General features: G+C 71.0%; 12 protein-coding genes. 4 read left to right on the top strand and 8 right to left on the bottom strand.

Features of this window, described 5'->3' with window-relative positions; all coding sequences use genetic code 11:
- The first annotated feature begins 191 nt into the window (after nt 1–191).
- On the top strand, nt 192–686 hold the full coding sequence (locus FHT37_RS19355) for an RNA-binding protein (protein WP_183483703.1): 495 nt from the start codon (nt 192–194) through the stop codon (nt 684–686).
- Nucleotides 687–852: 166 nt separating this feature from the next.
- Here FHT37_RS19355 and FHT37_RS19350 read toward each other — a convergent pair whose 3' ends face one another.
- Genes FHT37_RS19350 through FHT37_RS19325 form a run of 6 tightly spaced genes read right to left on the bottom strand, consistent with a single transcriptional unit; the run spans nt 853 to nt 5,954 of the window.
- Entirely contained in the window at nt 853–1,629 is a 777-nt protein-coding gene (locus FHT37_RS19350) for an SDR family oxidoreductase (RefSeq protein WP_091729957.1), read from the bottom strand.
- Nucleotides 1,626–2,333, bottom strand: coding sequence for an LPS export ABC transporter periplasmic protein LptC (lptC, locus tag FHT37_RS19345; protein WP_091729953.1), 708 nt, complete (start codon nt 2,331–2,333; stop codon nt 1,626–1,628). Before lptC ends, FHT37_RS19350 begins: the two co-directional genes overlap by 4 nt.
- The gene (locus FHT37_RS19340; protein ID WP_183483701.1) at nt 2,333–2,965 is read right to left on the bottom strand and encodes an HAD family hydrolase; all 633 of its coding nucleotides are present in this window, start codon (nt 2,963–2,965) and stop codon (nt 2,333–2,335) included. Before FHT37_RS19340 ends, lptC begins: the two co-directional genes overlap by 1 nt.
- The gene (locus tag FHT37_RS19335; protein WP_183483700.1) at nt 2,965–3,954 is read right to left on the bottom strand and encodes an SIS domain-containing protein; all 990 of its coding nucleotides are present in this window, start codon (nt 3,952–3,954) and stop codon (nt 2,965–2,967) included. Before FHT37_RS19335 ends, FHT37_RS19340 begins: the two co-directional genes overlap by 1 nt.
- Nucleotides 3,955–3,984: 30 nt before the next feature.
- Complete coding sequence (locus FHT37_RS19330) at nt 3,985–5,295, bottom strand: ATP-binding protein (RefSeq protein ID WP_310739761.1); 1,311 nt, start codon at nt 5,293–5,295, stop codon at nt 3,985–3,987.
- A complete protein-coding gene (locus FHT37_RS19325) occupies nt 5,292–5,954 on the bottom strand; it encodes a response regulator transcription factor (protein ID WP_183483698.1) in 663 nt (220 codons plus the stop codon). Before FHT37_RS19325 ends, FHT37_RS19330 begins: the two co-directional genes overlap by 4 nt.
- 170 nt (nt 5,955–6,124) lie before the next feature.
- On the opposite strand from FHT37_RS19325, the gene FHT37_RS19320 reads away from it, so the two are divergent.
- Together FHT37_RS19320 and FHT37_RS19315 are read left to right on the top strand one after the other, a co-directional pair.
- The gene (locus FHT37_RS19320) at nt 6,125–6,874 is read left to right on the top strand and encodes a phosphatase PAP2 family protein (protein WP_310739760.1); all 750 of its coding nucleotides are present in this window, start codon (nt 6,125–6,127) and stop codon (nt 6,872–6,874) included.
- Nucleotides 6,875–6,944: 70 nt separating this feature from the next.
- Nucleotides 6,945–7,523 carry a DJ-1/PfpI family protein gene (locus FHT37_RS19315; protein ID WP_091729937.1) on the top strand — a complete coding sequence of 193 codons (579 nt, stop codon included), beginning with the start codon at nt 6,945–6,947 and terminating at the stop codon, nt 7,521–7,523.
- Nucleotides 7,524–7,744: 221 nt separating this feature from the next.
- On the opposite strand, the gene FHT37_RS19310 is transcribed toward FHT37_RS19315, so the two are convergent.
- Complete coding sequence (locus tag FHT37_RS19310; RefSeq protein WP_091729933.1) at nt 7,745–9,016, bottom strand: Glu/Leu/Phe/Val dehydrogenase; 1,272 nt, start codon at nt 9,014–9,016, stop codon at nt 7,745–7,747.
- Nucleotides 9,017–9,297: 281 nt separating this feature from the next.
- On the opposite strand from FHT37_RS19310, the gene FHT37_RS19305 reads away from it, so the two are divergent.
- Nucleotides 9,298–11,295, top strand: a complete 1,998-nt coding sequence (locus FHT37_RS19305) for a monovalent cation:proton antiporter family protein (RefSeq protein WP_091729928.1) — start codon at nt 9,298–9,300, stop codon at nt 11,293–11,295.
- A 59-nt stretch (nt 11,296–11,354) separates the two neighbouring features.
- On the opposite strand, the gene FHT37_RS19300 is transcribed toward FHT37_RS19305, so the two are convergent.
- A complete protein-coding gene (locus FHT37_RS19300; RefSeq protein ID WP_183483696.1) occupies nt 11,355–13,460 on the bottom strand; it encodes an acyltransferase family protein in 2,106 nt (701 codons plus the stop codon).
- Between the last annotated feature and the right edge of the window lie 21 nt (nt 13,461–13,481).

The raw sequence follows: 13,481 nt of genomic DNA, 5'->3' as shown, positions 1-13,481 counted from the left end.
ATTTCCAGCGCTTCCGACACTGCTCGGGGTTTGCGCGCATAAGCCGAAAAACAACAACCGGCTTGACGCGTTGCGAACCGCCAATCCTGTCACACATAATCGGATCGCCTGAATGCAGCGCCTTCGTATGAGTGGTTCACGATGGGTTGAAGCAGCACATTGGGTTATTTGGTTTTGAAAGGGCTTCCCCCATGGGAAACAAGCTATACGTGGGCAACCTCGCTTACAGCGTGCGAGATGAGTCGCTCCAGGAGGCATTCTCGCAATTCGGCACCGTCATCTCCGCCAAGGTCATGATGGACCGCGAGACCGGCCGTTCCAAGGGCTTCGGCTTCGTGGAAATGTCGACCGACGACGAAGCGCAATCCGCCATCAACGGCATGAACGGTCAGGCCCTGGAAGGCCGCGCGATCGTGGTCAACGTGGCGCGTCCGCGTGAAGACCGTCCGGGCGGCGGCTTCGGTGGCGGCGGCGGCGGCGGTGGTCGCGGCGGCTTCGGTGGCGGCGGCGGCAGCCGTGGCGGCTACGGCGGTGGTGGCGGCTACGGTGGTGGCGGCGGCGGCGGTGGTCGCGGCGGCTACGGCGGTGGCGGCGGCAGCCGTGGCGGCTACGGCGGCGGTGGTGGCGGCGGCGGCTACGGTGGTGGCGGCGGCGGCAGCTACGGCGGCGGTCGCGGCGGCTACTGAGCCACGGCGGGGTTGATCCCCGCCTCGCAATGAACAAGGCGCTCCTCGGAGCGCCTTTTCTTTTGCCCGCATGGCAGAGCATCGCGGGAATCGTCATCGGCGCCACGGCGGCCGACGCGCGTCGGCCCACCCCGGTGGGCGCGAGCGCCCCGAAGGGCGCTGCCGCTCAGCGCTCGCCCTGCCGATGCTTGCGCGGACGCCCCGCCAGCAGCCGGTCGAAGACCGCGCCCGGCAGCAGGCGCATCGCGTGCGCCACGAGCCCCATCTGCCAGGGAATGAAGCGCACCCGGGCGCCGGCCTCGATCGCGGCGTAGGCCTTGCGCGCGAAGTCGTCCGGCTGCATCAGGAAGGGCATGCTGTAGCGGTTCTCGCGCGTCAGCGGCGTATCGACATACCCCGGTGCGATCGTCACGACCTTCACGCCATCGGGCCGGCATTCGCCGCGCAGGCTCTCGCAATAGCTGAACACCGCCGCCTTGCTGGAGCAATACGCCCCGTGCCCCGGCAGTCCCCGGATGCCCGCGACGCTGGCGATGCCCACCAGCGTGCCGCCGCGGCGCTCGCGCATCGGGCCGACGAAGGGATGGAAGGTCGCCGCCAGGCCGATGTTGTTGGTCGCGTAGACGCGCTGCATCACGGCCAGGTCCTCATGGATCGCCGTGTCCATGCCGATGCTGATGCCCGCGTTGGCGATCACCACATCGGGCAGGCCCTGCTCGGCGATGCAGCGGCGGCCGGTGGCGGTGATGGCCTCGATGTCGCTGACGTCGGCGCGGTAGACCCGCCAGCGTGACGGCGCCAGGCCTTGCTGCTCCGCCCAGGCGCTGAGTTCCTCGACGCGGCGCGCGACCAGCGCGAGGTTCCAGCCCTCGCGGTAGTACTGGAGCGCGAGCGCCTGGCCGATGCCGCTTGAGGCACCGGTGATGTAGACGAGTCGATTCATGGCTTGCGTGCGGGCGTCGGCGCCGAGGCCTTGGCGGCCGGTGCCGCGGCGCGCGCGCCAGGTCGGGCGGCGAAGGTGGCGCGGCCACCGCCGCTGAAGCTCAGGCGCCCGGTGAGCTGGTCGTAGACGAAGCTCTTCACCTGCATCTCGCCGCCCATGCCGATGACGCGCGCCGGCAGATGCGAGCGGATCTGCTGCTGCGGGACGAAGGCATGGAGGAACTCGCCATACAGCTCCAGGTCGGGCGGCTGCGACGGATCGCCGTCCGGATAACGCTTGACCTTCACGTCCCCGAGCAGCTGCACCTCGCTGCCATCGCCGTTGGACAGGCCGCGCTGCGCGTCGGCGACCAGCAGTTCGCCCTGCTTGCCGTAGGCGCGCAGCTGCGGCGCGTCGATCTCCAGCGTGTCGTTGTCGGGGTAATGCCGCATCTCGGTGCCGATGATGCGTCCGGTCAACCGGCCGTCGCTGCTGAAGCGCTCGACCTCGAAGCCGTTCATCCGGTAGTCGGGCTCGTGCTTGGGCGCGGCCTTCTCGCGCGGCGTCTCCAGCTGCGGCGTGTTCTTGATCAGCCACCAGGTGAAGCCGGCCAGCATCGCCATCAGCAGCAGCGGCACGTAGCTGGCCAGCATCGACTGCAGGCGCCACAGCAAGGGCTGGACGCGGCGCCGCGGCGAGGTCGGCGGCGGAGCGAGCGCCGCCATCAGTGGCCGCTCCCGTCCAGGGTCTCGAGGTGGCCGTGCAGCAGCCGCGCGTACTGGCCGGCGGCCATCAACAGCAGGTCGCAGAACTCACGGGCGGCACCATGGCCGCCAGCGGCGGCGGTGACATGATGCGCGGCCGCCTTGACCTCGGCATGCGCCTGGGCCGGCGCGCAGGCGAAACCGGCGCGCACCATCAGCGGCAGGTCGGGCCAGTCGTCCCCGATCACCGCCACCTGCTCCCAGCGCAGGCCGAGCTGGTCGAGCAGCGGCTGCGCCGCGGCCAGCTTGTTCCTGGCCCCATAGACGGCGTGCGGCAGGCCGAGGTCGGCGACCCGCCGCCGCACCGCCGGCGAATCGCGGCCGGTGATGATGATCGGCACGATGCCGCCCTGCGCGAGCAGCTTCATCCCGTGGCCGTCCAGCGTCGCGAAGGCCTTGAACTCCTCGCCCTGCGCGCTGAGGTAGATGCGGCCGTCGGTCAGCACGCCGTCGACGTCGAAGATCGCGGCCCGCAGGCCGAGCGCCGGGCCCTGCGCCTTGAGCAGCAGTTCCGGCGGAAAGGCCAGCGCGGGCTGGAGCTCGCGCACGACCGGCGCGTCCGCGTCCGCGGGAGTCAGGGAGGAAGCGCTCATCAGATCACCTTCGCGCGCATCAGGTCGTTGATGCTGATCGCGCCGACCAGGCGCTGTTCGTCGTCCACGGCCAGCACCAGCGTGATGCGGGCCTGCTCCATCAGGTCGGCCGCGTCGACGGCCAGCGCGTCGGCGGCCACGGTGCGCGGATTCGGATGCATGACCTGGCCGGCCGTCAGGCCGCGCAGGTCGCCGCCGCGCTCGATCAGCCGGCGCAGGTCGCCGTCGGTGAAGATGCCGCCGGCCTTGCCGTCGGCGCCGACCAGCACCGCGCAGCCCAGGCCCTTGTCGGACATCACCCGCATCATGTCGAGCAGCGGCAGCTCGGCATTCACGCGCGGCAGCGCGTCGCCGCCGCGCATCAGGTCGCGCACATGGGTCAGCAGGCGCCTGCCGAGCGAGCCCCCCGGATGGGAGCGGGCGAAGTCCTCGGCGCGGAAACCGCGCGCGTCCAGCAGCGCCACGGCCAGCGCGTCGCCCAGCGCGATCTGCGCGGTGGTGCTGGCGGTCGGCGCGAGGTTCAGCGGGCAGGCCTCCTGCGCCACGCGCGAGTCGATCACGAAGTCCGCATGCTTGGCCAGCGACGACGACAGTCCGCCGGTCATGCCGATCAGCGTCACGCCCTGGCGCTTGAGCACCGGGATGATGGCGTTGAGCTCGTCGCTTTCGCCGGAATTCGACAGCGCCAGCACGATGTCGCCGGGCGTGACCATGCCGAGGTCGCCATGGCTGGCCTCGCCGGGATGGACGAAGAACGCCGGCGTGCCGGTGGAGGCCAGGGTGGCGGCGATCTTGCGGCCGACGTGGCCGCTCTTGCCCATGCCCATCACGACGACGCGACCGGAGCAATCCAGGATCTTGCGGACCACCTGTTCGAACGATTCGCCCAGGCGGGGAGCAAGCGCGAGCAGTGCGTCCGCCTCGACTTGCAAGGCCGCGCGGGCCACGTCGAGCGCGCGGGAATGGGTGAGGGCGGCGTGGGTCGTCATAAGGGCGAAAGTGTAGCCGCCGGGGTCGATTCAGTCCGGCGCCGGCCCCAGTCTGAGGGCCACGCCGAAGCCCGCTTCCATGGCCGGCAGCCGCAGGTCGCCGCCGTGGGCGCGGGCCACGAGGTCGGCCATCATGAGGCCCAGGCCCATGCGCCCTTCGTACTGCTGCCGCTCCAGCGCGTCGTTGAGGTCCACGCGCTGCCAGTCGGCCACGCCCTCGCCGTTGTCGGTGAGCTCCAGCGTCATCCCCCCGTCCAGCTGGGCCTTCAGGCGCAGCCGTACCTGCGAGGCCCCGTGGCGCCAGGCGTTGTCGATCAGGTTGATCAGCGCGGCGGCCAGCAGGTCCGGATCGGCGTCGATGCCGGCCTCCGGCGGCAGGTCCAGCACCAGGCCGTCGGGCAGGGGCAGGAGCTGCATCAGCTCGACCAGGTCCAGGCGCTGCCAGCGCAGGCTCATGCCGGTGCGGAACAGCGTCAGCAGCGCGGTCACCACGCGGCGCAGCCGGTCGCCCGCCTCGCGGGTGCGCTGCAGCCGGGCGCGCGACTCGGGCGGCGCCTCGCGCAGCGCCATCGCGAGCTGGGCGTCCATGCCCGCGAGCGGCGTGCGCAGCGCATGCGCCGCATGCGCGCTGAAGGCGCGCTCGTTGGCGACGCGCTGGGCCAGGCGCTGGCCCAGGTCGAGCACCGCGGCGCGGATCTCCGCCAGCTCGCTGCGCGGCTGCTCCGGCAACAGCTGCCGGGTGTCGAGCGGGTCGTAGCCGCCCAGCGCGGCGGACAACTCGCTCAGCGGCGCGAGCTCGGCGCGCGCGCGCCGGTTCATCCACACCATGCACAGCCCGCCCACCAGCAGCGCGGACAAGGCGCTGGCCAGCCCGACGCGGCTGCGCACCTCCTTCCGCTCGGCGCTGGTCTGCGCCACCATCAGCCAGCCGGGGCCGGCCGCCGTCGGCAGCGGGCGCACGTGCACGCGCCAGTCGTCGCCATCGCTGCCGTCGTCCTGCCAGTCGCTGAAGCCCGGCGGCAGCTTCCAGGCCTTGACCGGCGCGAGCGGCGAGCGGTGCAGCAAGGCGCCGTCCGGCGCCACCAGCTGCCAGGCGAAATGGGTGCTGAGGTCGTCGTTATAGGCGATCTGGGCCGGCATGGCCTGGCTCTGGCGCAGCAGCTGGCCCAGCACCTGCGAGGACGCCTGCAGCGTCTCGTCGAGCAGTTCGTCGACCTCCTCCTGCACGACCAGCCAGACGCTGACGCCGGCCAGCACCGCCCAGAACGCCGAGATCAGCAGCAGCTGGCGCGCCAGGCGGCCGGCGATGGACGGGCGGCGCGGCCCTGGCGTGCCGCTCACGGCGCCCCCGGGCCAAGCCGGTAGCCCAGGCCGCGGACGGTCTCGATGAGCTCGCGGCCGAGCTTGCGGCGCAGGCTCGACACGTGGACCTCCAGCGCGTTGCTCAGCACCTCCGCGTCGTCGCCCAACACCTGCAGCTCCAGGTCGCGCTTCGGATAGAGCCGGCCGCCGCGCTGCACCAGCGCCTCCAGCACGGCCCACTCGCGTGCGGTGAGCTCGACCGGCTGCCCGTCGCGCGTGGCCCGCTTGGCGGCCAGGTCCAGCACCACGTCGCCATGGCGGCGCTGCGAGCTGCTCGCGCCCGCATGGCGGCGGCTGACGGCGCGCAAGCGGGCCGCCAGTTCCTCGGGCGCGAAGGGCTTGACCAGGTAGTCGTCGGCGCCGCTGTCCAGGCCCTGCAGCCGGTCGGCGAGCAGGTCGCGCGCGGTCAGCATCAGCGCCGGGATCGACACGCCGCGCTGGCGCAGGCCGCGCAGCCAGTCCAGGCCGGAGCCGTCCGGGAGCTGCCAGTCGACCAGCAGCGCATCGAACTCCTCATGCTGGCGCGGCAGCAGTTCGGCCAGGCGGCGGGCCCAGGTCACGGCATGGCCTTCGTCGCGCAGGAAATCGCGCAGGGCCTCGCCAAGCAATTCGTCGTCTTCGAGCAGCAGGAGTCGCATGGGCGTGCGGCGGGCAGCCGCGGGAAAGGAGGCCGTCGGGCCGAAAACGATACCAGCGGCCACCGGTCGGTCCGGCCGCGGCGCGCACTGTGCGGACTGTCGCAGAACTTCAGCCGGCCTTCAGCTTGGCTTCAGTCGAACTTCAGGGCGGCGGTGCCCACTGCGAGGCCGTGAACACGCCTCCCCTCTCCCCCCTGCCGCTGGGCGCCGGATCGGCGACCGCGCCCGTCCTTTCCCCCGTCGGCGCGCTGCGCCTGCCGGACCTGCGCCGCGGCTGGCTGGTCGCGCTGGCGGGGCTCGCCGCGCTGCTGCTCTGGGACGCGGCCGGCTGGGACCTGGCCGTGGTGCGGCTCTTCGCCGATGCGCACGGCTTCGCGCTGCGCGACCACTGGCTCACCTCGGGCCTGCTGCACCAGGGCGGGCGCTGGGTGGCGACCGGCCTGGCGGTCGTGTTGCTGATCAACGCGCTGCGGCCCCTGTGGCCGGGACTGACGCGGCGCGAGCGCTGGGGCGCCGTCGCGCTGACGGCGGTCAGCCTGGTGCTGATCCCGTTGATGAAGCAGGGCAGCAGCACCAGCTGCCCGTGGGACCTGGCCGAATTCGGCGGCGTCGCGCATTACGTGTCGCACTGGCGCTTCGGTGTCGGCGACGGCGGACCGGGGCACTGCTTCCCATCGGGCCATGCGAGTTCCGCCTTCGCCTTCTTCAGCCTCTTCTTCATGCTGCGCCGCGCCTATCCGCGGCAGGCGCGGATCGCACTGGGTGCGGTGCTCGTGATGGGCACGCTGTATGGCCTGGCGCAGATGGCGCGCGGCGCGCATTACCCCAGCCACACGATGTGGACCGCCTGGATCTGCTGGACGCTCGCGGTCGCTGCCGCGCCGGCGCTGCGAGCCCGCGACGCCGACGCGGGTACATGAGGGATTCATCGACCTGACGGCCTTGGCCTCCCAGAATCGGCGCTCCCTCAACCGACTCTGGAGAGATGCGATGGGCAAGAAGCTGCTGCTGCTGGCGGGCGACTACGTCGAGGACTACGAGTTGATGGTGCCGTTCCAGGCGCTGCAGGCGGTGGGACACCGGGTCGACGCCGTCTGTCCGGGAAAGAAGGCCGGCGATTTCGTGCTCACGGCCATCCATGACTTCGAGGGCGCGCAGACCTATTCGGAGAAGCCGGGTCACCGCTTCACGCTGAACGCCAGCTTCGACGCGATCAAGCCGCAGGACTACGACGGACTGGTGATTCCGGGTGGCCGGGCTCCCGAGTACCTGCGCACGATGCCTGGCGTCCTGCCGCTCGTGCAGCACTTCTCCCAGGCCGACAAGCCGATCGCCGCGATCTGTCATGGCGCGCAACTGCTGGCCGCCGCCGGCATCATCCGTGGCCGCAAGGTATCGGCCTACCCCGCGTGCGCCGCGGAAGTGGAACTGGCTGGCGCCAGCTACGCCGACATTCCGGTCGACCAGGCGGTGACCGACGGCAAGCTGGTCACGGCGCCAGCCTGGCCCGCGCACCCCGCCTGGATCGCACAGTTCCTGCAGGTGCTCGGCACGAAGATCAGCCACTGACCTCCTCCCCCAAAGTCCCCGCTCGCAAAACCGTCGAAGGACGGAGGTGATGGGGGACGGCAGGGCGTGGGGTTTTGGCGCTCGCCGCCAAGGCCCCATGCCCTGGCGGCCAACGCCCCGGCCTGCGCATGAACTCCACCTGCGCCCTCCGCCGACCCATGAAAAATGGGCCCACATGGGGCCCATCCACTCCGTAACCGCGAGAAACCCGCGGCTGTGGATCAGGGATACAGACCACGCTCTTCACGGGCCTGCAGCACGCGCGTGCAAGCGACCGTGAACGCCGCCGTCCGCAGCGGGATCTTGTGCTGCTCGGCCGTGTCCCAGATGCCCTTGAACGCGCCGACCAGGATCTTGTCCAGGCGGACGTTGATCTCGTCCTCGGTCCAGAAGAACGACGAGAAGTCCTGCACCCACTCGAAGTAGGAAACGGTCACGCCGCCCGCGTTGGCGATCACGTCGGGGACGACGATGATGCCGCGGTCCGCCAGCACGGCGTCGCCGTCGGGCGTGGTCGGGCCGTTGGCGCCTTCCAGCACCAGGCGGGTCTGGACGCGCTTGGCGCGCTCGCCCGACAGCTGGCCTTCCAGCGCGGCGGGGATCAGCACGTCGGACTTCACGTCCCAGAAGTTCTCGTTGTCGATGCGGTCCGCGCCCTTGAAGCCGGCGACGCCGCCGGTGTGGCCGACGTGCTCCAGCAGCGAGGCCATGTCCATGCCGCTGTCGTTCTGGATGGTGCCGGTGTGGTCTTGCACGGCCACGACGATCGCGCCGTTGGCGGCGAACATCTTGGCGGCCACCGAGCCCACGTTGCCGAAGCCCTGCACCGCGACGCGGGCGCCTTCCATGTTGATGTTCAGGCGGCGCATCGCTTCGCGGCCGACGACGAACACGCCGCGGCCGGTGGCGGCCACGCGGCCCAGCGAGCCACCCAGCGGGATCGGCTTGCCGGTGACGACGCCGGTGGCGGTGGCGCCGACGTTCATCGAGTAGGTGTCCATCATCCAGGCCATGATCTGGCCGTTGGTGTTGACGTCAGGCGCAGGGATGTCCTGGGTCGGGCCGATGATGATGCCGATCTCGCTGGTGTAGCGGCGGGTGACCTTCTCCAGCTCCTTCAGCGACAGCGTCTTGGGGTCCAGGCGGATGCCGCCCTTGGCGCCGCCGTAGGGCAGGTTCACCGCGGCGTTCTTGACCGTCATCCAGGCCGACAGCGCCATCACTTCTTCCAGCGTGACGTCCGGGTGGTAGCGCACGCCGCCCTTGCCGGGACCGCGAGTCAGCGAGTGCTGGACGCGGTAGCCCTCGTAGTGGGCGATGGTGCCGTTGTCGAGTTCGATGGGGATGTCCACGATCAGCGCGCGCTTGGGGCGGCGCAGCGTTTCCACCCAGCGGGCCAGCTTGCCCAGGTAGGGCTCGACGGCGTCGATCTGGGACAGGTAGGTGCCCCAGGGACTGTTGCGCGTGGGGGAAACGAAACTCAGGTTGGGCATGAAATGCTCCGTAACTTTTCGGTGGCGCGAACGGTACCCCGAAGCCCTGCGCGTCCGCCACGTCCGGCAAAGCCGAGTACACATGCGGGCATGCGCCCGATGCATAAGGCGGGTAGTTTGCGCCTGACGCGTGACCAAAGCCAGTCCCGCCCCGCGGCGGCGGACCGTGCGCCGCGACCCGCGCCCGCATGGCTGGGGCGCCGCTCGCCGGCCGTATGGCGAGGTCAGTCCTTGCTGCATCCCGGGCCGCCCGGGGCCGGGGGGCCAGTACCATCGCCGCCATGCTTTCCGCGCTGGACCTGACCCTCATCTACCTGATCGCCGCCGTGCTGGGCGTCGTGGTGTGCCGCTCGCTGAAGCTGCCGCCGATCCTGGGCTACCTGGTGGTGGGCGTGCTGATCGGTCCGAACGCGCTGGCGCTGGCCAGCGACGTCCCCGGCGTGCAGCACCTGGCCGAGTTCGGCGTCGTGTTCCTGATGTTCGCGATCGGCCTGGAGTTCAACCTGCCCAAGCTGCACAGCATGCGCGCGATGGTGTTCGGGCTGGGGCTGCTGCAGGTGGTGGTGACGATCGGCGGCACCATGGCCGGCAACCTCTTCCTGCGCTGGTTCTTCGGCCTGATGGGCTGGCCCTGGGACCTGGGCTGGCAGGGCTCGCTGGTGCTCGGGTCCGCGATGGCGATGAGTTCCACCGCCATCGTCGTGAAGCTGATGGCCGAGCGGCTGGAGCTCGAGAGCGAGCATGGCCGGCGCGTGATCGGCGTGCTGCTGTTCCAGGATCTGGCCGTGGTGCCGCTGCTGGTGCTGATCCCGGCGCTGGGCGGCAGCGGCACGCAGATGATCGAGTCGCTGGGCTGGGCGGCGCTGAAGGCGACGCTGCTGCTGGTGCTGCTGCTGACCGGCGGCCAGCACCTGATGCGCCGCTGGCTGACGCTGGTGGCGCGGCGCAAGAGCCAGGAGCTCTTCATGCTCAACCTGCTGCTGGTGACGCTGGGCCTGGCCTGGCTGACCGAGCATGCGGGGCTGTCGCTGGCGCTGGGCGCGTTCGTCGCCGGCATGCTGATCGCGGAGACCGAATACAAGCACCAGGTGGAGCTGGACATCCGGCCCTTCCACGACGTGCTGCTGGGGCTGTTCTTCATCACCATCGGCATGCGGCTGGACTGGCAGACGCTGGTCTTCCAGTGGCCGCTGGTCATCATCCTGACGCTGGTGCCGACGACGGCGAAGTTCGTGCTCGTGGCCGGGCTGGCGAAGCTGTTCCGCGCGCCGACCGGCGTGGCGCTGCGCACCGGCCTCTACCTGGCGCAGGCGGGGGAGTTCGGCTTCGTGCTGCTGACGCTGGGCGCGCAGCACAACCTGATCGCCGCGCAATGGGTCAGCCCGGTGCTGGCGGCGATGGTGCTGTCGATGCTGATGACGCCGCTGATCATCGAGCACAGCAACCGCATCGTGATGAAGCTGTCGGCCAGCGACTGGCTGCTGCAGTCGGTGCAGCTGACGACGATCGCGAAGAAGTCGATCAAGACCGATGCCCACGTGATCATCTGCGGCTACGGCCGCAGCGGGCAGAACCTGGCGACGCTGCTGGAGGCGGAGCACATCCCCTACATGGCGCTGGACCTGGATCCGGACCGGGTGCGGCAGGCGGCGGCGGCCGGCAAGAGCGTGGTATTCGGCGACGCGGCGCGGCTGCCCAGCCTCATCGCCGCGGGCCTGACGCGCGCGAGCGCCGTCGTCATCTCGTACCACGACACGCCGTCGGCGCTGAAGGTGCTGCACGAGGTGCGCGGGCACGCGCCGCATGTGCCGGTGGTGGTCCGGACGATCGACGATACCGACCTGGAGAAGCTGCGCGCCGCCGGCGCCACCGAGGTGGTGCCGGAAGCGATCGAAGGGTCGCTGATGCTGGCCAGCCACGCGCTGGCGCTGGTCGGCGTGCCGATGCGGCGCGTGCTGCGCATCGCGCGCGATGCGCGGGACCGGCGCTATGGGCTGCTGCGCGGCTACTTCCACGGGGCGGACGACGACACCTCGGAGGAGCGCGACCAAGCGCGGCTGCAGTCGATCAGCTTGCCGATGGCGAGCGCGCTGGAAGGCCGCACGCTCGGGGAGCTCGGGCTGGCGGGATGGGGCGTCAGCGTGCTCTCGGTGCGCCGTCCCAACGGCGCGGTGAAGGACGCGAGCGACGACCTGGTGCTGCAGGGCGGGGACACGCTGGTCATCTCCGGCACGCCCGAGGCGCTCGCGCGCGCCGAGCACGGGTTGCTGGTCGGCTGACGCCGCCCCGCGCGGGATCTGCCACTCCGAGAACTCCCTCGGCGAGGGACTCATTCAGTTCAATTTCGCAACGCGAGCTGCCGTTCGCCCACGGCTTCCGACATCACTGCCGGCATCAGCAGTCTCGAGCCCTCGCGGCTGAGGTGGCCCTGGTCGCGGTAGAGCGGCACGCCGTCGCGCTCGACCTGGCAGCTCGTGCCGTCGCACAGCAGCGGCTCGAAGCGCAGCACCGGCAGCCGCGCCTCCGCCTTCGCGAGCGCCTCGATGAACGCATGCTCGGAGGCGCGCCGCTGTTCGTAGTCCTTCACATCGATCACGCAGCCCGGTGTAGCGCCGATGGTCCAGCGACGCGCCTGCCGGCGCTCCAGACAGCCAGCGATGTCGAACGGCGCCGAGGGCGGTGGCGCCACCACCATCACCCGCTTGCCCATCGCCTTCAGACGCTTCACCGTCTCGGCCATGTCCGCCAGCAGGGCCTCGCGCATCGCGCGCTCGCCGCGCACCCGTCCGTCGTCCGACGCATCGCCGCGGGTGCGCTGCAACTCGTACTTCGACGCGTCCAGGTACTGCGTGAGCAAGCTGGACAACACCACGGTCTCGATCTCCGGATGCCGCGCCAGCCAGCGCAGCACCGATGCGTTGAAGGCCTGGCACTGCTCGATCCACGGTGAAGCGAAGCTGTTGCCGCGGCCCAGTCCCGGTCGCACCGGCGTCAGCCCGGGGAACGGGCCGCAGGAGGACTTCGTCGCCTGCACCAGCCCCTGGTCGCTGGCCACGCGCACCAGCCCCGGCACCAGATGCATCGCGTAGGAATCGCCCCAGACCATCCAGCGCGCGCCCGGCCGCGAGCGGCAGTCCTCGCGGCCGTCGAAGGGCTCCTCGGCATCGCAGTTGGCCGACAGGCCGTAGTTGGGCTTGCGCAGCTCGACGAAGTCGATCGCCCCCGGCGCCGGCTTGTGCAGCGCCAGCACGATGCCTCCCAGCGCCAGCGCCGCCGTGCCGCTGCCCAGGATCCAGGCCCCGCGAGGCCCGGTCAGCGCCGCCTTGGCCGGCCGTTCGACGCCACGGTGCAGCAGCCACGCCAGCGGGAACGACAGCAGCACCGCGCCGATGCGCCAGGCCATCAGCGCCTGCGGATCGGCTTTCAACCCGACCCAGGCGTTGTGCAGGATCGCGATCAGCGGCCAGTGCACGAGGTACAGCGCATACGACCAGTCGCCGATGCGGATCAGCGGCGCCGCGACGCGCGGCCAGCGCTGGGGCTCGCGCAGCAGCAGGACCAGGGTCGCCAGGCCGACGACCAGCGCCGCCGGCCCCGGGTGCGCGGTGCCGAAGAACTGCGGCGCCGCGGGGACGACAAGCAGCAGCGCCCATGACGGCAGCGTCAGCGTCCTCAGGACGCGCTGACAGCGCAGGGCGCGCGCGTCGGCCGTGTCGGCCAAGGACCTCGCCGTCGCCGTTGCTGTCGCCATCGACGCCGACACGGACGTCATCAGCGCGCCGATCGATCCCAGCCCCAGCTCCCACGCCCGCGTGGGCAGCAGGTAGAACGCACCGCCGGCGTCGATCGGCTGCCACCACACCAGCAGCGCCAGGCTGCCGAGCGTCACCGCGATGGCCGTCGCCGTCCGCAGCCGCGCGGGGCTGAAGACCAGCAGCGCGGGCAGCACCAGGTAGTACTGCTCCTCCAGCGCCAGCGACCAGAAATGCAGCAGCGGCTTGAGGTCGGAGGCGCCCTCGAAGTAGCCGGTCTGCTTCCACAGCACGAGGTTGTTGGCGAAGCCCAGCGCGCCCAGCAACTGGCCGACGAAGTCGATCTGCTCGCGGCGGTTGAGCGCCCACGGCACGAGGAGCAGCGTCGCGCCGAGCACCACGTAGGCCGCCGGCAGCAGACGCCGCGCGCGCCGGCCGTAGAAGGCGCGGAAGGAGAAGTCGCCGCGCCGCAGCGCGCGCTGGATCAGGCCGGTGATCAGGTAGCCGGAGATGACGAAGAAGATGTCGACACCGAGGTAGCCGCCCGACGCGCCGGGGACCTGCGCGTGATAGAGCAGCACCCACAGCACGGCGACCGCGCGCAGTGCCTGGATGTCGTCGCGCAGCGGTGGCTCGCCGGCCGCGTGCGGGCCCGGCGGGCGATGAGGGGGGAGCGGAGCGGGGCTTGTCACCAAGGCGTCAGGACGGAGGCG

It is taken from the genome of Mitsuaria sp. BK037, from assembly GCF_014193045.1.
Classification (GTDB): Bacteria; Pseudomonadota; Gammaproteobacteria; order Burkholderiales; family Burkholderiaceae_C; genus Roseateles.
Note: the sequence above shows the minus strand (reverse complement) of the source record. Positions and strands in the feature narration are given on the sequence as shown.